Origin of the sequence: Jejubacter calystegiae (genome assembly GCF_005671395.1) — a bacterium.
GTDB lineage: Bacteria > Pseudomonadota > Gammaproteobacteria > Enterobacterales > Enterobacteriaceae > Jejubacter > Jejubacter calystegiae.
Genome location: NZ_CP040428.1, coordinates 476353 through 497179, shown reverse-complemented (window position 1 = coordinate 497179; position 20827 = coordinate 476353). Strand labels below are relative to the sequence as shown.

Here is a 20827-nt window from a genome sequence, read left to right as displayed (position 1 = left end):
TGCAGATCTGTTTACATGAAGAGATTTGATGAGATAATCCTCCTTGCAAATATGGCAGAGAAAAACACTGAGCCAGGAGGGAATATTACGGCCATAAATGCTTTGACTCGCTCTGGTTTGGTTTTACTTTGCGGTTATTTTGAAGGTTTTGTTCGTGAAATGTGCAAAGAATTTGTTGATGAACTGAATGAGTTAGAGATTGCACCTTCGTTAGTACCAATTCGGATGCTATCAGAACATGTTGTTACTTGTTCTGATAAGGTTAGAAATAATAAATGTCAATCTTTTTCTGATTTTATAATGAATGTTGAACGGTCTTTGCCAATACAGTTTGATAGCGATAAATTGTCTTCTACAAATGCAAATCCAACAGTTGATACAATTGAACGTATATTTAATGTATTTGACATTCCTTTAGTTTTGGATGAGTTGTCAATTAATGACTTTGATGTTTCTGAAATGTATAATATCGAGTCTCAAATAGGTGATTCATTGAGGAGAACGATATTGCGGGCTGTAGATGATGATTCAGTAAAGGGAATCGATGTGATTAATATTATTGAATCTAGATGGAGGCCAAAAAAGAAACGTAGGCGTGTGGGGTACCTCAATATTATTGATGAGTTATTAAAAAAGAGAAATAGAATTGCTCATGGTGAGGGGTTTGATTCAGTGACCCCTCAAGAGCTTAAAGAGGCCACTAGACAAATAACCAAATTGTGTGATGGTTTGATTAGTAAGTTGACGGCGAAACTTGCTGAAATGACATATCAAACCTCTAGTGAATATTGACTAAAGGTAATGATTTCTTCGTCAGCCCACTTGTTAAGTTCACATAAGCATTTTTGTAGAGGGGTTAATTCATTTCTGACAAAGACTTTACTGGCCTTTTCCACATCACCAAAGCCGCCAACATTACTTGGCATAATCCCCATCATCTGCGGCGGCACGCGGTGAGCCGCCATCATATCGTCGCGGCTCACGTTCTTGATGTTCAGAAACTCGTCCTTTGCCGCGACCTCGGACAGCGGAATGATCTGGATGCCGTCCTTCTTGCCGTTCGGACTGTACATAAACAGATTGCGGAAGTTACCCGGGCCTTTGGCGCTTTTCATCGCCTTGCGGATGTTGTCCACGTCTTCCTGGTTCTGCGCCGCGTCGGTCATGTACATGATAAATCCGGCATGGCTGCCGTTAATGTAGTACTTACGGCGGAACAGGGTCGCGGATTCGTTCAGCAGCGCGGACGGGATGGCGGACAGGTAGCCGGGCAGGCCGTAAATCTCCTGGTTAATGTCCGGCTCCATCAGGTGAAAAACGCTGCCTTTGGTGAATTCATAGGGCTGGGTGGTCATGCCGTACTGCACAAACCAGTAGGTGTCGAGGTCCACGCCGCGGCGGGTGTACTTTGCCAGCGCGGGCTCCAGTGAGAGGATTCCGCCGAGCCGGTTGGTGCGTTTCTCCAGGTAGGCGTTACCAAACACCAGATAATCCTGCACAAAACGGCTGAACGCCTGCTGGCTGAGCAGGCGATGTGGGATATAGGTACTGCTGAGAATATCACGCTTAACGGCAATTGGTGAGCTATGATGCACGGCGGAGCGGTAGGTGCGCGCCAGTCCGTCGAAGCTGACCGGCGGTTCATACCACCTGTCCATCTGTACGCATTCCACATAATCCAGCAGCTCGCGGCGGTCCAGCACCGGCACCGGGTCGCCAAAGCTGAACGCCTCGGCCTTGCTGGTTTCCTGCTGTGCCTGTTGCGTTGCCGCGGCCTGGCGGTTGCGCTTGTTACGTTTACCCATTAAAAAATCTCCACGATATTACTGGTGTTTGCGGTTTCGCCCTGCAGCGGCTCTTTGTACAGGGCGTGCATCGTCGCCCAGGCCAGGTCGGCATGGCTGGCTTCTTCGCTGCGGCTGGCTTCGTATGTCGGGCGGTTGCCGCTGGCGGTGGTGGAACGGCGGATTGCCATGAAGGACTGCGCAATGTCGGTATGACCGGCGTCGAATTCCAGGCGCCGGTGGCTGATAATGTCCCACGCCTTGAGTACCAGGGCATTTTTCACGTTGGGGTTATAGACAAACTCCCGGACCGCCGGGAAAAAGGCTTTAACGTTCTCATAGACGCCGTGGCCGACGCCGGTGGAGTCAATACCGATGTAGGTCACGTTGTACTGTTCCGTCAGCTTTTTGATGGCGTCCGCCTGGGCGCGGAAGTCCATGCCGCGCCACTGGTGACGCTCCAGAATGCGGAACTTGCCGCCCGATACGGCAGGCGGTGCCACCACCACGCAACCGGCGCTGTCGCCGTTCTGGGTGCCTTTGGCCGGGTCATAGCCGATCCAGACTTCACGCCAGCCAAACGGGCGCAGCGCCAGCGCCTGGAAGTCCTCCCACACTTCCCAGCTATCCACCATGCACGCCTGCAGGTCGGCCAGCGGGAACACCGAGGCCAGATCGTCCATGAATTCACACATCAGCAGGTTCTGGTATTCGTCCGGGCTGTACTCCAGGCGCAGCTGGTTGAGGTCGAACAAGTTGCAGCCGCCGCGCACCGCATCCTCGACGGTGACGATCTGGCGGTACTGGCCGTCAGCGCACAGAAGGCCACCGGCCAGGCTGCTGTGGCTGATATCGATATCCACTTTGTCTGCTTTGGCACGGCCCCGGTTGAACAGCGCGCCGGACCAGAACGGGTAAGCGCTGTGTGTCAGGCTGGACGGCGTGGAAAAGTAGGTCTGGCGCCACTTCTTGTGCAGCGCCATCCCGGAAGCGACCTTGCGCAGCTCCTGAAATTTGGGTATCCAGAAATATTCATCAAGGTACAAATTGCCGTGATAGCTCTGCGCGGTGCGGGCATTGGTGCCGAGAAAGTAGAGCGTGGCGCCGTTGGGTAACACCATTGGATCGCCTTTCAGTTCCACATCGACTTCTTTGGCGAACTCCACGATGTACTGCTTAAACACGTAGGCCTGCGACTTACTGGCTGAAAGGAAAATCTGATTACGACCGGTCAGCAGTGCATCGATCAGCGCTTCCCGGGCAAAATAGTAGGTGGCTCCGATCTGGCGTGATTTCAGCAGGTTGCGGATGCGGTGGAGTTTCCCGGCTTCCCACCAGTGGCGCTGGTAGTCAAACATCCCGTTGCGGAACAGGGTTTCCAGCTGCGCGATCTGCTCGTCGCTGATGGCGTTCTTTTCCGGCTTTTTACGCGGCCCTTTATTGCGGTTGGCCACGTTGGGGTTCAGGTCGGCTTCATTGCCGCCGTTACTGAATTTCCCGATCCGGGCGTGACGCTCAGACTGGCGCGCCAGCAGGTCAATCTCCTTAAAGTCTTTCCCTTCCTTGTGCTCCTTCATGATGAGCTGGCAGTAACGCGCCGCCGTGGTGAGCTGCATCTGGTCCAGCGGGCCGTATTCGCCCCACCTGTCGCGCTTCTTCCAACTGTGAACAGTTGCAACTTTCTCGCCCAGCATTTCGGCAATGCGGGCTACGCGGTATCCCTGAAAGTACAGCAGCATGGCCTGCCGTCGGGGATCGAGGTCTGCGGGTGTCAGTGTGTTTTCCATGGCCCAAACATACGGCCTGACCGGGACGCTTTCTCCGCCGGGGCGTTGTGTGGTTCAGGGCACAAGGCCCGCACGTTGTTTCATGCCCCCTCTCACCGCAAACATAGGGTTTCACAGAGTTTTTTCTAACGGAGCCCTGCTCATGACAGTAAAAGCAAAGCGTTTTCGTATCGGGGTGGAAGGTGCCACCACGGACGGGCGCGAGATCCAGCGCGAGTGGCTGGTACAGATGGCAGCCAGCTACAACCCGGCGGTCTATACCGCTCTGATTAACCTGGAGCACATCAAGTCTTATCTGCCGGACAGCACCTTTAACCGCTACGGAAAGGTAACGGCGCTGGTTGCAGAAGAAATCAAGGACGGGCCGCTGACGGGCAAGATGGCGCTGTATGCCGACGTTGAACCGACCAGCGCCTTGGTGGAACTGGTGAAGAAGGGCCAGAAGCTTTTCACCTCCATGGAGGTTAGCCCGAAATTTGCCGACACCGGCAAAGCCTACCTGGTGGGCCTGGCCGCCACCGACGACCCGGCGAGCCTCGGCACCGAAATGCTGGCATTCAGCGCCAGCGCCTCACACAACCCGCTGGCGAAACGTAAGCAGGCGCCGGATAACCTGTTCACCGCCGCCGAAGAAACGCAGATCGAACTGGAAGAGGTGGACGATAAGCCCTCTCTCTTTGCCCGCGTCACCGCGTTGCTCGGCAAAAAAGCGCAGTCCGATGATGCGCGCTTCTCTGATGTGAACCAGGCCGTGGAGCTGATCGCCACCGAACAGCAGAGCCTGAGTGAACGCGCCGACAAATCCCTGAGCGACCAGGGCGAACGCCTGACCCGACTGGAAGCTGACCTTAAGGCGCAGCAGACCGCCTTTGCGGAACTGCAGGACAAACTGAGTCGCGAGGACAGCCGCGCCGATTATCGCCAGCGCGCCCCGGGCGGTGATGCCCCGGCTGGCACCCTGACAAATTGCTGATGGAGCACCTGAACTGATGAAAAAGAATACCCGTTTTGCCTTTAACGCCTACCTGGTGCAGCTGGCAAAAATCAATGGCGTGCCGGTGGATGAGCTGTCGAGCAAGTTCACCGTCGAGCCATCCGTGGCGCAGACGCTGGAAGATGAGATCCAGCAGTCCGCCGCGTTTCTCACCTGTATCAATATCGTGGGCGTGCCGGAGCAGTCCGGCCAGCTGCTGGGGCTGGGTATCGGTGGCACCATTGCCGGAACCACGGACACCTCATCGAAAGAGCGTGAGCCGACCGATCCAACCGACATGTCGGACGTGGAATTTAAGTGTGAGCAGACCAACTTCGACACCACGCTGACCTACGCGAAGCTGGACCTGTGGGCGAAATTTCAGGACTTCCAGATCCGTATCCGCAACCACATTATTCAGCGCCAGGCGCTGGACCGTATCATGATTGGCTTTAATGGCGTGAAGCGTGAAAAAACGTCAGATCGCACCAAAAACCCGCTGCTGCAGGACGTCAATAAGGGCTGGCTGCAGAAAATCCGTGAGGATGCGCCGGACCGCGTACTGGGCAGCAGCACCGCAGACGGCACGACCACGGCCAAACCCGTCAAGGTGGGTAACGGCGCCTCTGAACTGGAGGGCGGCGGCTATGAAAACCTGGACGCCGTGGTGATGGATGCCATTGACGAGCTGATCGACCCAGTATTCCAGGACGATGACGATCTGGTGGTGATTTGTGGCCGCCAGTTGCTGTCGGACAAGTATTTCCCGCTGGTGAACAAGAAGCAGGAAAACAGTGAAAAGCTGGCCGCCGATCTCATTATCAGCCAGAAACGCATGGGGGGATTAAAGGCCGTCCGGGCGCCGTTCTTCCCGGCTAATGCGCTGCTGATCACCCGCCTGGATAACCTCTCTATCTACTGGCAGGAGGAAACCCGCCGCCGTTCGGTTATCGATAACCCGAAGCGTGACCGCATCGAAAACTTTGAATCCGTCAACGAGGCCTATGTGGTGGAGGATTACCGCTGCGCGGCTCTGGTGGAAAACATCGAGCTCGGTGATTTCAGCACGCCGGAAACCCCGGAAGAAAACCCGGGTAGCGGGGAGTAATCCATGCGCCTGAGTCCTGCACGACAGCACCGCCAGCGCATTCAGGCAGAGCAGGCCGCCCGGCAGGGCGGCAGTGCCCGCCATGCATCGGGCTATGACCTGATGCTGATGCAGTTGGGAGAGGATCGCCGCCGTCTTAAGGGCATCCAGTCCACGGTGAAGAAGGCGCAAATCAAGGTGGAGCTGCTGCCGAAGTATGCCGCCTGGGTATCCGGGGTACTGGCCGCCGGGAGCGCACACCAGGATGACGTGGTGATGTACGTAATGCTGTGGCGCCTGGACGCCGGAGACTATGCCGGTGCGCTGGAAATCGGGCGCCATGCGCTGAGCCAGGGCTGGGTGATGCCGCTGGGCAATCGTACCGTGCCGACGGTGCTGGCCGAAGAGATGGCCGACGCCGCGCAGTCGTCGTTGCTGGCCGCTGTCGGGTTTGACCCGGCGCTGCTGCTGCAGACCCTGGACCTGACCGCCGATCACGATATGCCGGACCAGTCCCGCGCCCGGTTGCATAAAGCCATTGGCCTGGTGCTGACGGAGCACAGCCCGGCGGCAGCGCTGAACCACCTTAATCATGCGCTGCAGCTCGATTCACGCTGCGGTGTGAAAAAAGACAAAGAGCGGCTGGAGCGCAGACTGCGCAATGGCTGTTAACGAACGTGCCCCGCGCACGGGCGGCACGGGGTGGCGACAGGCCGCTGGCCGCATCAAAACCCCGTCCACCGCCCACCCATTCAGGAGAAAAGCCGCATGAAATTTGTAGCGCCGGAGCAGGCGCCGACCACGGCGGAGGTCATTCCCAATAATTCTTTCTGGCCCGATCTCGATCTGGCGAAGTTTCGCGAGGCGATGCGGGTGGATGGCACCGTCACCCCGGCGCGGCTGCGCCAGGTGGTGCTGACGGCCATGGCGGAGGTGAATGCCGAGCTGTACCCCTGGCGGGAACGGCAGGAGCTGCGGGGATATAACAGTCTGGCGGATGTGCCCGCCGAACGGCTGGCCGGAGAGAGTCAGCGAATCCACCACTACACCAGTGCGGTGTGGTGCTGGGCGCGGGCGGTGCTCAATGAACGCTACCAGGACTATGACGCCACATCGTCAGGCGTCAAACGCGGTGAAGAGCTGGCGGAGGCCTGCGGGGAGCTGTGGCGCGATGCCCGCTGGGCCATTCGCCGGGTGCAGGATGCGCCGCACTGCACGGTGGAGCTGATCTGATGAAAGTGCGTGCGCACCAGTCTGACACGGTGGACGCGCTCTGCTGGCGTCACTACGGGCGCACGCAGGGCGTCACCGAGCAGGTGCTGCGGGCGAATCCGGGGCTGGCAGAGTATGGCCCCTTTTTACCTCACGGTTTGCAGGTCGAAATGCCGGATCTTCCGGATGCCGTTATCGCGCAGACCGTCCAGCTATGGGACTGAACAATGACACTTGAGCGAATCAGCGCCTTTATCACGTACTGCATCGCTGTGCTGATGGCGAAGCTGGGAAAGTTTGATCTGCAGGACGTGGCAACCATCACCGGTATGTTGCTGGGGATCGCGATGTTCCTGGTGAGCTGGTATTACCGTCGCAAGGCTTACCGGCTGCTGGAGAGCGGGCAAATAACCAGGGGGCAATATGAGTCTGCAGGTCGTTAAACGCTGTGCCGTGGGTGTGGTGCTGGCGATTGCCGCCACGCTGCCGGGATTTCAGTTGCTCCACACCTCCGTGGAAGGGCTGAAACTGATTGCCGATTTTGAGGGCTGCCGCCTGCAGCCGTATCAGTGCAGCGCGGGCGTGTGGACCGACGGAATTGGTAACACGTCCGGCGTGGTGCCGGGCAAAACCATCACAGAGCGCCAGGCGGCGCAGGGGCTGATCACCAATGTGCTGATGACGGAGAAACGGCTGGATGCCTGCCTGGCGGTGAAGCCGCCGCAGCATGTCTATGACGCGCTGGTAAGTATCGGATTTAACGTGGGGACTGGCGCTATCTGCCGGTCAACCATGGTCGCCTATATCAACCGCCAGCAGTGGTGGCAGGCCTGTGACCAGCTACCTCGCTGGGTTTATGTGAATGGCGTGTTCAATAAGGGGCTGGATAACCGCCGGACGCGGGAGCTGGCCTGGTGTCTGAAAGGGGTGCCGCAGTGATGCGTGCGCTGGCCGTCGCGCTGATCCTGGTGCTGGCTGCGCTGGGCTGGCAGTCGTGGCGGCTCAGTGATGCCCGGCAGACTATCGAGCGCCAGGGGGAGACTCTGAAAAGCCGGGAGGAAAAGCTGGTGAAGGCCAACAGCCAGCTAATCAGCCTGTCCATTCTGACCGAAACCAACAGCCGGGAGCAGATGCGGCTCTATGCGGCAGCGGAACAGGCTGCCGCACTGCTGCGAAGCCGCCAGCGCCGGATCGAGGAACTGAAACGTGAAAATGAGGATTTACGCCGCTGGGCTGATGCTTCCCTGCCTGCTGACATTATCAGGTTGCGGGAGCGACCGGCCATTGCAGGAGGTGCAGCTTACCGTGAGTGGCTGTCCGGCAGTGACGCAGTGCCGTCTGGAACAGTCAGCGCCACACACTAACGGCGATCTGAACGCACTGCTGGATGAAACCGAGGCCGCCTGGGCGGCCTGTGCCGATAAAGTGGACACGATCATTGCGTGTCAGGAGCGAGACAGTGAACAAGCCGCAGTCCTTACGCCGCGCCCTGAGTGATGCCGTTCCCTATGTCCGGGATAACCCGGACAAGCTGCACCTGTTTGTGGATGATGGCGCCCTGGTGGCGACCGGCGCCAGCTCCATGTCGTGGGAATATCGCTATACCCTGAATCTGGTGATTGAGGATTTCAGCGGCGACCAGAACCTGCTGATGGCGCCGGTGCTGCTGTGGCTCAGTGATAACCAGCCTGACGCCATCAATAATCCGCAGCTGCGGGAAAAGCTGTTCACGTTTCAGGTGGATATTCTGCGCAATGACGTCTGCGATATCAGCATCAATCTGCAACTGACGGAGCGTGTGCTGGTCAGCGCTGACGGCGGGGTTTCCCGCGTCGAGGCCGTGCCGGAGCCGGATGTGCCGGAAGAAATGTGGACGGTGAAGCGTGGCTGAACTGCAGAACGTTGACGCTTGGCTGGCGGCACTGCTGGCAAATCTGGAGCCCGCCGCGAGAAACCGTATGATGCGGGAAGTGGCGCAGCAGCTGCGCCGCATCCAGCAGAAGAATATACAGCGACAGCGCAATCCTGACGGAAGTGTCTGGGAGCCGCGGCGAATGACGGCGCGCAGCAAGAAGGGGCGCATCAGGCGTCAGATGTTCGCGAAAATGCGCACGGCCAGGTATCTGAAAACTACCGCCAGCGCGGACGCGGCGAGTGTGGAGTTTGCCAGTAAGGTGCAGCGTATCGCCCGCGTTCACCACTACGGCCTGCGGGATCGCGTTACCCGAAATGGCCCGGAGGTTCGCTACCCTGAGCGCCGTCTGTTGGGCGTTAACAATGAGACGGAAGTGAACATCCGGGATATTCTGTTACGCTGGTTTATAGGATAGGTTTATGTTATATAATCATAGCTCTTTTCTATTTCTTTTTTGTGTTTATCTGATATTTTTTTTATTATTTCCATGTGAAAGAATAATCCAATTCCGACAGTGATTATCCATGCTGAAGCTAGTAATAAAATGGTTGCAAGTATGATGTTTTCCCAGATGTATTTTGTTATATAAAAAGGGAGACTCCCTGATTTATCTTCAATTGATAAAGCCCGGCAAATATATTTTTTAGCTTCCTTTGATATTTCTGTGATGCTCTGAAGTTCATCGGGGGTATTGCATGTATTTAGTGTTATTATCCATCTGTCTTTTGATGTTGCACTTAAGGCTGAACCTGATTTTATCAGGAAGGCATCTTCTGTCCTTTTGTTGGTTAGCTTTATCTGATAAGTGTCATCTTGTCTAAATAGATATATCGATGAGAAAAGCATAATTATGCCGATTAATAATGTTATCGCTGCGCCAATGTATATCATTATCTTGTCTTTTAGTGAGGACTCCAAAGTGTTTTTTCTGTATTCTGATAACGTTATGTTTATTTTTATGGGAGGGATCTTTAACTCATCAACCAAGAATTTATTTTTTTCTTTTACTTGAGTAAGCCACCGATAAATTGATTTTATTAAGGCTGTTAATAGCGTAAAAACTAGTCCGCCGATTGCTGTGGCGAGAAAGGTATTTAACTGAGTTAGCATTTGGGATATCTCCTTTCCTGGGGGACTGGGTGTCCATCGTATTAGTGTCGTTGACGATACAACGATGTTTTGTTTCATGTCTATAAATGGCAAGGCATGCTTTTCTCATGAACACACAACTAACCGAAATCATGCGCCTTATCACTAATCTGATCCGTACCGGCATTGTGCTGGAGGTGGACCGGAAAAACTGGCTGTGCCGGGTGAAAACAGGCGATCTCGAAACTAACTGGATTAGCTGGCTGACGCTGCGCGCCGGTGGCGCCCGCACCTGGTGGTGTCCGTCTCCCGGGGAGCAGGTGGTGCTGTTATCGATGGGCGGCAATCTGGAAACCGCCTTTGCCCTGCCTGCGATTTACTCCGATCAGTTTGCGGCGCCGTCGGATTCTGAGGCCGGGAGCGTGACCGCGTACCCGGACGGCGGCTGGTTTGAGTATGAACCAGCCACCGGTCGCTGGTATGTGAAGGGGATTAAATCCATGGTCATTGAGGCCGCCGATAACATCACTCTGAAAACCGGGGAGTTTGTGGTGGAGGCCGGGCGTACCCGCATTAACAGCGAAGTGGCGATTAATGGCGGCGTTACCCAGGGCGGCGGGGCGATGAGCTCTAACGGCATTGTGGTGGATGCACATAAACATACCGGCGTGAAGGCGGGTAGCGATACGTCCGGGGGGCCGGTATGACGCTGTATAGCGGCATGAGCCGCACCACCGGCCAGACACTAACCGACACCGAACATCTGCGCCAGTCGGTGCGAGACATTCTGATGACCCCACAGGGCAGCCGCATTGCCCGTCGTGAATATGGTTCGCTGCTGTCCGCGCTGATCGATCAGCCCCAGAATCCGGCGTTACGCCTGCAGGTGATGGCGGCAGTCTATACCGCGCTGAGTCGCTGGGAGCCGCGCCTGACGCTGGATGCTATCACTATCAACAGCAGCTACGACGGCGCGATGGTGGTGGAACTGACCGGCCAGCGCAATGACGGAGTGCCGGTTTCCCTTTCTGTATCAACAGGAGCTGATAACTGATGCCCGTTATTGACCTTTCCCAGTTGCCCGCACCGCAGATTGTGGACGTACCCGACTTTGAGACGCTGCTGTCTGAGCGTAAGGCGGCCTTTATCGCCCTGTATCCGGCGGATGAACAGGAGGCCGTGCGGCGCACGCTGGCGCTGGAATCGGAGCCCGTCACCAAACAGCTGCAGGAGAGCACTTACCGTGAGGTGCTGCTGCGCCAGCGCATCAATGAGGCGGCCCAGGCGGTAATGGTGGCCTATGCCACTGGCAGTGACCTGGACCAGCTGGCGGCAAACTACAACGTTCCCCGCCTGACTATCACGCCCGCCGATCCGGATGCCGTGCCGCCGGTTGCTGAGGTCAGAGAGAGCGACGAGGCGCTACGCCTGCGCGTACCTGCGGCATTCGAGGGATTATCCGTGGCAGGCCCGACAGCAGCCTATGAGTTCCATGCCCGCAGCGCAGACGGGCGGGTGGCTGACGCCAGCGCAACCAGCCCGGCCCCGGCGGAGGTGGTGCTGACCGTGTTGAGCCGGGAGAATGACGGAACGGCGGACGCTGACCTGCTGGCCGTGGTTGACGCGGCCCTGAACAGTGAAAGCGTCCGCCCGGTGGCGGACCGGCTGACGGTGCGCAGCGCGGAGATTATCCCCTATACCGTGAACGCCACGCTGTTTCTGTACCCGGGCCCGGAATCAGAGCCGATCCTGGCCGCCGCCCGAAAGAGCCTGCAAACCTATATAGCCAGCCAGACCCGGCTGGGGCGTGATATCCGGCTGAGCGCCATCTATGCGGCGCTGCACGTCGAAGGCGTCCAGCGCGTAGAGCTGGTGTCCCCCACGCAGGATATGGTGCTGGACAGGACCCAGGCCGCCTCCTGCAGTGGCTGGTCGGTGAGTGTCGGGGGAACGGATGAATAGCCTGTTACCGCCGGGCTCGTCGGCACTGGAGCACCGCCTGGCGCAGAGCTGCAGCGGTATTTCCGATCTACAGGTGCCGCTGCGTGACCTGTGGAACCCGGCGACCTGTCCGGCCCGCTTTCTGCCGTATCTGGCCTGGGCGTTCTCCGTGGACCGGTGGGATGAAAGCTGGCCGGTGGCGACAAAGCGCCAGGTGGTACAGGATGCATTCTATATTCATCAGCACAAGGGGACCGCCAGCGCAATCCGGCGTGTAGTGGAGCCGTTCGGCTTCCTGATCCGCATCATTGAGTGGTGGAAAACCGGCGGTGTGCCGGGCACCTTCCGGCTGGATATTGGCGTCAATGACCAGGGGATTACGGAGGAAACCTATCGGGAGCTGGAGCGCCTGATTAGTGATGCCAAACCCTGTAGCCGTCACCTGGTCGGTATGTCCATCAACCTGCAGACCAGTGGGCCGTATTTTGTCGGCGCCGCCAGCTACAGCGGCGAGGAAATCACGATTTATCCGTATATCAACGAAACCATCGTTTCCGGTGGCGCGGGCTACACCGGCACGGCCACCCATATTATTGATACCCTGAGAGTGAACCCATGAGCACAAAATTTTATACCCTGCTGACGGATATTGGCGCGGCGAAGCTGGCAAATGCCGCTGCGCTGGGCGTGCCGTTGAATATTACCTGGATGGCGGTGGGTGACGGTGGCGGAACCCTGCCAACGCCCAATTCGGCGCAGACGTCGCTGATTGGTGAGCAGCGCCGGGCGGCCCTGAATGCGCTGTATATCGATCCGGATAACAGCAGCCAGATTATTGCCGAGCAGGTGATCCCGGAAAAGGAAGGCGGTTGGTGGATCCGCGAAGTCGGGCTGTTCGACGAGTCCGGCGCGCTGATTGCGGTGGGGAACTGCCCGGAGAGCTACAAGCCGCAACTGGCCGAGGGGAGTGGCTGCACCCAGACCGTGCGCATGGTGCTGATCACCAGTAGCACTGACAATATCACCCTGAAAATTGACCCCTCCGTGGTGCTGGCGACCCGCCAGTATGTGGATGACAAGGTGCTGGAGCTGAAAGTAGATATTGATAAACAACTAAAAGCCCATCTGGAGGAGAAGAACCCGCATCCGCAGTATCAGGCTGGTCGTCTTCTGCGCGTGATTAAATTTGAGATGTCAGGGGCATATACACCGGCCGATGATGTAGGAAGTGTCATTGTTGAGGCCTGTGGTGGAGGTGGAGCAGGGGGATCTGTAGGACCTGCTACGAGTGGTCAGGCATGTGGTGGCGCGGGCGGTCAGTCCGGTGCCTATGCAAAATCCTTTTATACACGTGAAGAGCTGGGTGAAAATATCCCTGTTATTGTGGGAGCCGGAGGTATTTCCGTAGAGTTTGTTGCCAATGGACAAAAAAATGGAGCCGGTGGGGATACGATGTTTGGCGATCTTATTTTATGCCAGGGAGGGCATGGGGCGGCGGGAGCGATGGAAACACCACCATTTGTTGGCTGGAATGCGAGTGAAGTTTGTATCTCTACGGGCGGAAACATTCTCAATCTGAATGGTAGTGATGGCGATGATACTTTTATTTTAAGTACTAAGGCTGGATGTAGTGGTGTTGGGGGATGCAACCCTCTGGGTTCTGTTATTCTTAACCGCTCAACCAACGGGCCAGGCAACGGTGCTATGGAGGGTAGCGTTGGATATGGTACCGGTGGAACAGGCGCGCTGAATACCAATGGCGCCACAGCATCATATTTGGGTGGGAATGGGATGAGTGGTGTCGTCATTATTTATGAGTATTCATAAAGGAGTTTCAAAATGAATAGTGCCCGCTACGCGATACTTGAGAATGGTAGCAATAAAGTAAAAAATGTTATCATTGCTCCTGAGAGATTTTCGTTTAAAGGAAATATGCTGCTTAAGCTGAATGAGCAGGTAATCTGTCAGCCAGGGATGTTTTATAATAAAGCTAATGGTGTTTTTTATTATGATGCTGAATTAACGCAAACGGTATTAATACAGAATGGCAGTCAGGGATAAGTTCATTCGTGCCACTTTGTCATTATTCCCGCAGTCGCGGGGATTTTTTTACCCCCGTTATTGTGCCAGCGCCCACACAACCGCAAGCGCGTGCGCTGCGGGCGCATCATCCTGAACATAGGCGTTACCCCTGTAAACCGGAGATAACGCCTTATGGCTCAGGATTACCACCACGGGGTGCGCGTTGAGGAAATCAACGAGGGCACCCGCACCATTACCACGGTGAGCACTGCCATTGTGGGGATGGTCTGCACCGGCGACGATGCCGACGCCGCAACCTTTCCCCTAAACAAGCCGGTGTTGCTCACCGACGTACTGACCGCCAGCGGCAAGGCGGGCGAGTCCGGCACCCTGGCCCGCTCGCTGGATGCGATTGCTGACCAGACCAAACCCGTGACCGTTGTTGTACGCGTTCCCCAGGGTGAAACCGAGGCGGAAACCACCACCAACATCATCGGCGGCGTCACTGCCGAGGGTAAGAAAACCGGTATTAAGGCGCTGCTGGCCGCGCAAAGTCAGCTCGGCGTTAAACCGCGCATCCTGGGCGTGCCGGGCCACGATACCCAGGCAGTTGCCACGGAATTGCTGAGTGTGGCGCAGCAGTTGCGCGGCTTTGCTTATCTGTCCGCCTACGGGTGCAAAACGGTATCAGAGGCCATCGACTACCGCGCTAATTTCAGCCAGCGCGAGGGGATGCTGATCTGGCCGGACTTCATCAATTTTGACACCGTGTTGAATGCTGACGCCACGGCCTACGCCACCGCCCGGGCGCTGGGCCTGCGCGCCAAAATCGACGAGCAGACCGGCTGGCATAAATCTTTGTCAAACGTGGGCGTAAATGGCGTTTCCGGCATTTCCGCCGATGTGTTCTGGGATCTACAGGACCCGGCCACTGATGCCGGTCTGCTGAACCAGAACGACGTCACCACGCTTATCAGAAAGGACGGCTTCCGCTTCTGGGGCTCCCGCTGCCTGAGTGACGATCCACTGTTCCAGTTTGAGAACTACACCCGCACCGCCCAGGTGCTGGCAGACACCATGGCCGAAGCCCATATGTGGGCGGTGGATGGTGTGCTGAACCCGTCGCTGGCCCGCGACATTATCGAAGGTCTGCGCGCCAAAATGCGCAGCCTGGTGACGCAGGGCTATCTCATTGGTGGGGACTGCTGGCTGGATGAGTCCGTAAACGATAAGGACACGCTCAAGGCCGGGAAGCTCACAATTGATTACGACTATACGCCGGTGCCGCCGCTGGAAAACCTGCTGCTGCGCCAGCGTATCACCGATCGTTACCTGGTCGATTTCGCCAGCCGTGTCAGTGCATAAGGGGGATACATGGCTTTACCACGCAAACTGAAACATCTGAATCTGTTCAACGATGGCAACAACTGGCAGGGGCTGGTTGAGTCCCTGACCCTGCCGAAATTCACCCGTAAATATGAGAAATATCGCGGCGGCGGGATGCCCGGTGCGGTGGATATCGATCTGGGGCTGGATGATGGCGCACTGGATACCGAATTTACCGCCGGGGGCACCGAAGCGCTGCTGTTTAAGCAGATGGGTAAGGCCACGGTTGACGGTGTTCAGTTGCGCTTTACCGGCTCCATCCAGCGCGACGACACCGGCGAAGTGCAGGCCGTGGAGCTGGTCGTGCGCGGGCGCCATAAAGAGCTGGATTCCGGCGAGTGGAAAACCGGCGAAAGCAATACCACCAAAGTCAGCAGCACCAACAGCTACGCGAAGCTGACCATCAATGGCGAGGTGCTCTATGAGGTCGATCTGGTCAACATGATTGAAATTGTTGACGGCACCGACCTGATGGAAGAGCACCGCAAGGCTATTGGCCTGTAACCCTTTAACGGCGCGGGATGGCCGCGCCATTGCCCGATTTTAAGGAAACGAGCATGACCGACAAACTGACAGAGCGCACCGTGGAACTGGATACCCCGATTAAACGCGGTAAGACCGAAATCACTGAAGTGGTGCTGCGTAAGCCGCAGTCCGGGGCCCTGCGCGGCACCCGCCTGCAGGCGATTATGGATATGGACGTGGCGGCGATGATGACCGTGATCCCCCGTATCTCCACCCCGGCGCTGACGGCGCAGGAAATGGCAGAAATGGACCCGGCGGACCTTACCGCGATGTCCGTGGAGGTGGTCACTTTTTTGTTGAAGAAGTCGGTGCTTGCCGATTTACAGAAAGCCTGACGGTTGACGATCTGGTGGCGGATATTGCCGCCGTCTTTCACTGGCCGCCGTCCGTCACTGACGTTATGCCGCTGACCGAGGTGCTGGAGTGGCGGCACAAAGCGATTCAGAGAAACGGGGCCAGCAATGAGTGATAACAGCCTGCGTCTGCAGGTGATTCTTAATGCGGTTGATAAAATCACCCGCCCTTTCAGAGCCGCGCAGGCCAGCTCCCGGGAGCTGGCTGCCGCTATTCAGCAGAGCCGGGCCAGGCTTAAAGAACTGGACAATCAGGCGGGCCGTATCGATGGTTTCCGCAAAGCCAACGCTCAATTGGCTGTTACCGGCAATAACCTTAAGGCCGCCCGCGAAGAAGCCGCGAGACTTGCCACGCAGTTTGCCGCTACCAATCGGCCCACGGCAGCCCAGGCGCGGCTGCTGGAACAGGCGAGAAACCGCGTTAACGAGCTGCAGGGCAAATATAACGGGCTGCGCCAGTCGGTTCAGCGTCAGCGCCTGGCGCTCAATGATGCCGGAATTGACACCAGAAGGTTAAGCAGTACGCAGCGGGAATTGCGGCAAAATGCCGACGAGGCCCGCCGGTCACTGGACCGCCAGCAGCAGACCCTCAGACGCCTGGGTGAACAGCAGCGCAAGCTGGCAGCAGCCCGGGAGCAGTATGCCCGCCGTCTGGAAGTGCGTGACCGTGTGGCCGGGGCGGGCGCCACCACCATGGCGGCAGGAGTGGCGCTGGGCGCGCCGGTGATGGCTTCGGTAAAAAGCTACGTCAGCCTGGAAGATGCCATGAAAGGCGTGGCAAAGCAGGTTAACGATCTGCGTGATGACAATGGCAACCGCACGGCCCGGTTTTATGAAATGCAGGACGCCATCAAGGCGGCCAGTGAACGACTGCCGATGGAATACGGAGCCGTTGATTTTGCCGCACTGGTTGAGGGTGGCGCCCGTATGAATGTGGCAAACCCCAATGACAGTTGGGAGGACCAGAAGCGTGACTTACTGGCATTTGCGGCAACGGCGGCTAAAGCCTCCACCGCGTTTGAGATGCCCGCAGATGAGCTTTCAGAAAGTATGGGGAAAATTGCCCAGCTCTATAAAGTACCGACCCGCAATATTGAACAACTGGGCGACGTGCTGAACTACCTGGACGATAACGCCATGTCAAAAGGTGGCGATATCATCAACGTGCTGCAGCGTCTGGGCGGCGTGGCTGACCGGCTGGACTATCGTAAGGCGGCGGCGCTTGGCTCCACCTTCCTTTCCCTTGGGACCGCACCGGAAGTGGCGGCCAGTGCGGCCAATGCCATGGTGCGGGAACTATCGACCGCTACCCGGCAGAGCAAAGATTTTTTCCTGGGCATGAATATGCTGGGGCTCAAGCCTGCCGATGTACAACGGCAGATGACAAAGGATGCTATGGGGACCATTCAGCGCGTGCTGGAGAAGGTCAACAACCTGCCGCAGGACCAGCGCCTGTCTGTCATGACGATGATTTTTGGTAAAGAGTTTGGCGATGATGCGGCGAAGCTTGCCAACAACCTGCCGGAGCTGAAACGGCAGCTGGGCCTGACGGCGGGGAATGGGGCGAACGGCTCCATGCAGCGGGAATCCGATATTAACGCGGACTCGCTCTCTGCGCAGTGGATGCTGGTCAAAACCGGCGCCCAGAATACGTTCAGCAGCCTGGGAGAAACCTTGCGCCAGCCGCTGATGGATATCATGAATGTTGTGAAGAAAATCACCGGTGCCACCCGGCGCTGGGTTGAGCAGAATAAACCGCTGGCGGGTGCGCTGATGAAGGTGGCCGCTGCGGTGGCGGCAATTATGGTGGTGACCGGTACGCTGATGGTGGCCGTGGCGGCGGTACTGGGGCCGCTGGCGCTGATGAAGCTGAGTTTTACCGTGCTGGGGATCAAGGGGGCAGGCGCTTTCGGGCTGATTACCCGGGCCATCAGCGGTATGGGGCAGGGGATTGTGTGGCTGGGGCGTCTGATGTTTGCCAATCCCATCCTGGCGGTTATCGGGTTGATTGCCGCCGGGGCGCTGCTTATCTGGCAGAACTGGGACACGCTGGGCCCGAAATTCAAAGCCCTGTGGGACGGTATCCGCAATGGTGTTTCGTCAGCCTGGGAAGGGATCAGAAACGCCATCAGCGCAAAATGGGATGCGCTGGTGAATGGCTTTTCCTCACTGGCGGACCGCTTTAAGGCTGCAGGTGCTGCGATTATTGACGGTGTGCTGAACGGAATTAACGAAAAGTGGGAGGCGCTTAAGGCCCGGCTGTCAGCCATTACGGATTTTTTGCCGGACTGGATGAAACCTGGCGGCGATGACAACAAAATCCCCCGTCCCGGGCAACAGGGAGAGCGGGGAGGCGGCGGGCTGTGGGACCGGTTCGCCGGTATGTTTGACAGTGGCGGCACCATTCCACGCGGCCAGTTTGGTATTGCCGGGGAGAATGGTCCGGAAATCATCCACGGCCCGGCCAGTATAACCAGCAGGCGTCGCACTGCTTCCCTGGCGGCTGCAGTGGCTGGAATGATGGGTGTGGCCGCCGCCCCGGCAGAGGCCGCACCACTGCACCCCATGAGCCTGCCGGTTAAAGCCTCTGCACAGTCAGGGCGAACAGTTGCCCCGGTGCCGGTGCTGCATCTTGAAACGCACGCGCCCATCACTATTCACGCTGCACCCGGGCAGAGCCCGCAGGATATTGCACGGGAAGTGGCGCGCCAGCTTGATGAACGGGAGCGACGCGCCAGGGCGCGGGCACGCAGTAACTACAGCGATCAGGGGGGATATGAATCATGATGATGGTACTGGGGTTGTACGTCTTTATGCTGCGCACGGTGCCGTATCAGGAGCTGCAGTATCAGCGCAACTGGCGCCTGGCGACAAACAGCCGGGTAAACCGCCGCCCGTCGGTGCAGTTTCTCGGCCAGGACAGTGATCCGCTGACGCTGTCCGGTGTTCTGATGCCGTCACTGACCGGCGGCAGGATGTCGCTGCTGGCGCTGGAACAGATGGCCGAGCAGGGGAAGGCATGGCCGTTGATCGAGGGGAGCGGGACGATTTACGGCATGTATATGATTGAAAGCCTGAGCCAGACCAAAACGGAATTTTTTGAAGATGGCACCGCCCGCCGTATTGAGTTCTCCCTGGTGCTTAAGCGGGTGGATGATTCGCTGTCGGATATGTTTGGCGATCCGGCCGGGCAGCTGAGCAACCTGCAGGATTCGGCTATGTCGGCGGCGGGCGGTATCCGCAATGCGGTGGGAGGGCTGTTACAGTGAATTCCGCATTTCAGGACAGCAGATCGCCTGCGTTCAGTATCACTATCGAGGGGAAGGATATCACGACGGTGCTTGATGGGCGTCTGATGAGTCTGACCCTGACAGATAACCGGGGATTTGAGGCTGATCAGCTCGATCTGGAACTGGACGACGCCGACGGGCTGATCGTCCTGCCGCGTCGCGGTGCCAGAATCACCCTGGCGCTGGGCTGGAAGGGGCAACCGCTTTTCCCTAAAGGCACCTTTACCGTGGATGAAATCGAGCATTCCGGCGCACCGGACCGGCTGACGGTGCGTGCCCGTAGTGCCGATTTCCGGGAAACCCTGAACACCCGGCGGGAAAAATCATGGCATCAGACTACCGTCGGCGCCGTGGTACAGGAGATAGCCACCCAGCATAAGCTGAAACCGGCGCTGGATACGGCTCTGACCGCGCAGGCGCTGGATCACATGGACCAGACCAACGAGAGCGATGCCAGTTTCCTGATGCGGCTGGCACGCCAGCATGGCGCTATTGCGTCCGTGAAGGATGGCAATTTGCTGTTTATCCGCCAGGGGCAGGGAAGAACGGCCAGCGGGAAGCCGCTGCCGGTGGTGACCATCACCCGCGGTGTCGGAGACAGCCACCGGTTTTCCCTGGCTGACCGGGGCGCATATACCGGTGTAATTGCCAGCTGGCTGAACACGCGGGAGCCTGCGAAAAAGCCGACCACCACGACCCGGCGCCGGAAAAAGACGGCGAAGAAGAAAACACCGGAGGCGAAACAGGGCGACTACCTGGTGGGAACGGATGAAAACGTGCTGGTTCTCAACCGTACCTATGCCAATCGCGGCAACGCAGAACGGGCGGCAAAAATGCAGTGGGAGCGATTGCAGCGCGGGGTGGCGTCGTTTTCCCTGCAACTGGCCGAGGGGCGTGCAGATCTCTATACAGAAATGCCGGTGAAGGTCAGCGGATTCAAGCAGCAGATCGATGATGCGGAGTGGACCATCACAACTCTGACGCACACCGTCAGCCCGGACAGTGGATTCACCACCAGTATGGATCTGGAAGTCAAATTAGATGAATCGCAAATGGGGTGAAATAATCACAAAATGGAATTGATGGTGTATGATAATTGCACTTGGGGAGAGAGGCGGAGAGTTAGAAGATGATGAATTGCCCGAAATGTGGATCGGCGGCCCACACGCGAAGTAGTTACCAGGTATCAAATACGACAAAAGAGCGTTACAACCAGTGCCAGAACATAAACTGTGGGTGCACCTTTAAATCACTTGAGACGGTGGCTGGGATAATCTCAGAGCCGCACATAATTCAGTCAGTTCCACCACATCCGGGCCGTTCCGGTCAGGTATCGATGCCGTGGTTTTAGTTGCTGAACACCGAAAATGCCCGCCTTTGCGGGCTTCTTTTTAAAATAACTGCTGCCATTTTGCTGCCAATTGGCATTGGGGCCAACAAAAAAGCCACTCATCTGAGTGGCT

The 20827-nt window shown here is 57.3% G+C and carries 29 protein-coding genes; 26 read left to right on the top strand and 3 right to left on the bottom strand.

All coding sequences use genetic code 11. The features are described from left to right. Positions 1-15 precede the first annotated feature (15 nt). Positions 16-792 (top strand): MAE_28990/MAE_18760 family HEPN-like nuclease, encoded by a 777-nt coding sequence (locus FEM41_RS02210; protein WP_241666562.1) that lies wholly within the window; start codon positions 16-18, stop codon positions 790-792. Here FEM41_RS02210 and FEM41_RS02205 read toward each other — a convergent pair. Together FEM41_RS02205 and FEM41_RS02200 are read right to left on the bottom strand one after the other, a co-directional pair. Continuing rightward, entirely contained in the window at positions 771-1805 is a 1035-nt protein-coding gene (locus tag FEM41_RS02205) for a phage portal protein (RefSeq protein WP_138094015.1), read from the bottom strand. The two genes, FEM41_RS02210 and FEM41_RS02205, sit on opposite strands and share 22 nt — an antisense overlap. Next, positions 1805-3571 carry a terminase ATPase subunit family protein gene (locus tag FEM41_RS02200; RefSeq protein ID WP_138094013.1) on the bottom strand — a complete coding sequence of 589 codons (1767 nt, stop codon included), beginning with the start codon at positions 3569-3571 and terminating at the stop codon, positions 1805-1807. The genes FEM41_RS02205 and FEM41_RS02200 overlap by 1 nt, the downstream gene beginning before the upstream one ends. 142 nt (positions 3572-3713) lie before the next feature. On the opposite strand from FEM41_RS02200, the gene FEM41_RS02195 reads away from it, so the two are divergent. The 11 genes from FEM41_RS02195 (at position 3714) to FEM41_RS02145 (ending at position 9173) form a co-directional block, all read left to right on the top strand. Beyond that, on the top strand, positions 3714-4544 hold the full coding sequence (locus FEM41_RS02195) for a GPO family capsid scaffolding protein (protein ID WP_138094011.1): 831 nt from the start codon (positions 3714-3716) through the stop codon (positions 4542-4544). 16 nt (positions 4545-4560) lie between these two features. Beyond that, entirely contained in the window at positions 4561-5652 is a 1092-nt protein-coding gene (locus FEM41_RS02190) for a phage major capsid protein, P2 family (protein ID WP_138094009.1), read from the top strand. 3 nt (positions 5653-5655) lie between these two features. Beyond that, positions 5656-6303: a phage terminase small subunit gene (locus tag FEM41_RS02185; RefSeq protein WP_138094007.1), complete on the top strand. Its 648-nt coding sequence runs from the start codon at positions 5656-5658 to the stop codon at positions 6301-6303. Between the two features lie 96 nt (positions 6304-6399). Next, positions 6400-6864: a head completion/stabilization protein gene (locus FEM41_RS02180; protein WP_138094005.1), complete on the top strand. Its 465-nt coding sequence runs from the start codon at positions 6400-6402 to the stop codon at positions 6862-6864. Further along, the gene (locus FEM41_RS02175) at positions 6864-7067 is read left to right on the top strand and encodes a tail protein X (protein WP_138094003.1); all 204 of its coding nucleotides are present in this window, start codon (positions 6864-6866) and stop codon (positions 7065-7067) included. The genes FEM41_RS02180 and FEM41_RS02175 overlap by 1 nt, the downstream gene beginning before the upstream one ends. 3 nt (positions 7068-7070) lie before the next feature. Further along, complete coding sequence (locus FEM41_RS02170) at positions 7071-7286, top strand: HP1 family phage holin (protein ID WP_138094001.1); 216 nt, start codon at positions 7071-7073, stop codon at positions 7284-7286. Next, the gene (locus tag FEM41_RS02165) at positions 7267-7782 is read left to right on the top strand and encodes a lysozyme (protein ID WP_138093999.1); all 516 of its coding nucleotides are present in this window, start codon (positions 7267-7269) and stop codon (positions 7780-7782) included. Before FEM41_RS02170 ends, FEM41_RS02165 begins: the two co-directional genes overlap by 20 nt. Beyond that, entirely contained in the window at positions 7779-8207 is a 429-nt protein-coding gene (gene lysB / locus FEM41_RS02160; RefSeq protein WP_168198861.1) for an Rz-like lysis system protein LysB, read from the top strand. The genes FEM41_RS02165 and lysB overlap by 4 nt, the downstream gene beginning before the upstream one ends. Next, complete coding sequence (lysC, locus tag FEM41_RS24800) at positions 8092-8340, top strand: Rz1-like lysis system protein LysC (RefSeq protein WP_241666606.1); 249 nt, start codon at positions 8092-8094, stop codon at positions 8338-8340. The genes lysB and lysC overlap by 116 nt, the downstream gene beginning before the upstream one ends. Beyond that, the gene (locus FEM41_RS02150; RefSeq protein WP_138093995.1) at positions 8303-8734 is read left to right on the top strand and encodes a phage tail protein; all 432 of its coding nucleotides are present in this window, start codon (positions 8303-8305) and stop codon (positions 8732-8734) included. The genes lysC and FEM41_RS02150 overlap by 38 nt, the downstream gene beginning before the upstream one ends. Further along, a complete protein-coding gene (locus FEM41_RS02145) occupies positions 8727-9173 on the top strand; it encodes a phage virion morphogenesis protein (RefSeq protein ID WP_138093993.1) in 447 nt (148 codons plus the stop codon). The genes FEM41_RS02150 and FEM41_RS02145 overlap by 8 nt, the downstream gene beginning before the upstream one ends. 2 nt (positions 9174-9175) lie before the next feature. On the opposite strand, the gene FEM41_RS02140 is transcribed toward FEM41_RS02145, so the two are convergent. Beyond that, on the bottom strand, positions 9176-9868 hold the full coding sequence (locus FEM41_RS02140; RefSeq protein ID WP_138093991.1) for a DUF6216 family protein: 693 nt from the start codon (positions 9866-9868) through the stop codon (positions 9176-9178). A gap of 107 nt (positions 9869-9975) precedes the next feature. Here FEM41_RS02140 and FEM41_RS02135 point away from each other — a divergent pair, with 107 nt between their 5' ends. The 14 genes from FEM41_RS02135 to FEM41_RS02070 all read left to right on the top strand — a co-directional run bounded on the left by FEM41_RS02135 (position 9976) and on the right by FEM41_RS02070 (position 20715). Beyond that, the gene (locus FEM41_RS02135; RefSeq protein ID WP_138093989.1) at positions 9976-10554 is read left to right on the top strand and encodes a phage baseplate assembly protein V; all 579 of its coding nucleotides are present in this window, start codon (positions 9976-9978) and stop codon (positions 10552-10554) included. Next, the gene (locus FEM41_RS02130) at positions 10551-10901 is read left to right on the top strand and encodes a GPW/gp25 family protein (RefSeq protein ID WP_138093987.1); all 351 of its coding nucleotides are present in this window, start codon (positions 10551-10553) and stop codon (positions 10899-10901) included. Before FEM41_RS02135 ends, FEM41_RS02130 begins: the two co-directional genes overlap by 4 nt. Continuing rightward, positions 10901-11809 (top strand): baseplate assembly protein, encoded by a 909-nt coding sequence (locus tag FEM41_RS02125; protein ID WP_138093985.1) that lies wholly within the window; start codon positions 10901-10903, stop codon positions 11807-11809. The genes FEM41_RS02130 and FEM41_RS02125 overlap by 1 nt, the downstream gene beginning before the upstream one ends. Further along, positions 11802-12407 carry a phage tail protein I gene (locus tag FEM41_RS02120; protein WP_138093983.1) on the top strand — a complete coding sequence of 202 codons (606 nt, stop codon included), beginning with the start codon at positions 11802-11804 and terminating at the stop codon, positions 12405-12407. Before FEM41_RS02125 ends, FEM41_RS02120 begins: the two co-directional genes overlap by 8 nt. After that, positions 12404-13615, top strand: a complete 1212-nt coding sequence (locus tag FEM41_RS02115; protein ID WP_138093981.1) for a phage tail protein — start codon at positions 12404-12406, stop codon at positions 13613-13615. Before FEM41_RS02120 ends, FEM41_RS02115 begins: the two co-directional genes overlap by 4 nt. 12 nt (positions 13616-13627) lie before the next feature. Next, positions 13628-13849, top strand: coding sequence for a hypothetical protein (locus FEM41_RS02110; RefSeq protein WP_138093979.1), 222 nt, complete (start codon positions 13628-13630; stop codon positions 13847-13849). A 153-nt stretch (positions 13850-14002) separates the two neighbouring features. After that, positions 14003-15175: a phage tail sheath protein gene (locus tag FEM41_RS02105; protein ID WP_138093977.1), complete on the top strand. Its 1173-nt coding sequence runs from the start codon at positions 14003-14005 to the stop codon at positions 15173-15175. 9 nt (positions 15176-15184) lie between these two features. Further along, a complete protein-coding gene (locus FEM41_RS02100; protein ID WP_138093975.1) occupies positions 15185-15700 on the top strand; it encodes a phage major tail tube protein in 516 nt (171 codons plus the stop codon). A 53-nt stretch (positions 15701-15753) separates the two neighbouring features. After that, the gene (locus FEM41_RS02095; RefSeq protein ID WP_138093973.1) at positions 15754-16056 is read left to right on the top strand and encodes a phage tail assembly protein; all 303 of its coding nucleotides are present in this window, start codon (positions 15754-15756) and stop codon (positions 16054-16056) included. A 14-nt stretch (positions 16057-16070) separates the two neighbouring features. After that, positions 16071-16190, top strand: a complete 120-nt coding sequence (locus FEM41_RS02090) for a GpE family phage tail protein (protein WP_138093971.1) — start codon at positions 16071-16073, stop codon at positions 16188-16190. Continuing rightward, entirely contained in the window at positions 16183-18861 is a 2679-nt protein-coding gene (locus tag FEM41_RS02085; protein ID WP_138093969.1) for a phage tail tape measure protein, read from the top strand. Before FEM41_RS02090 ends, FEM41_RS02085 begins: the two co-directional genes overlap by 8 nt. Then, positions 18858-19343, top strand: a complete 486-nt coding sequence (locus FEM41_RS02080; protein WP_138093966.1) for a phage tail protein — start codon at positions 18858-18860, stop codon at positions 19341-19343. Before FEM41_RS02085 ends, FEM41_RS02080 begins: the two co-directional genes overlap by 4 nt. Beyond that, on the top strand, positions 19340-20425 hold the full coding sequence (locus FEM41_RS02075) for a phage late control D family protein (RefSeq protein ID WP_138093964.1): 1086 nt from the start codon (positions 19340-19342) through the stop codon (positions 20423-20425). The genes FEM41_RS02080 and FEM41_RS02075 overlap by 4 nt, the downstream gene beginning before the upstream one ends. 68 nt (positions 20426-20493) lie before the next feature. Then, a complete protein-coding gene (locus tag FEM41_RS02070; RefSeq protein WP_138093961.1) occupies positions 20494-20715 on the top strand; it encodes an ogr/Delta-like zinc finger family protein in 222 nt (73 codons plus the stop codon). The last annotated feature ends 112 nt before the right edge of the window (positions 20716-20827 follow it).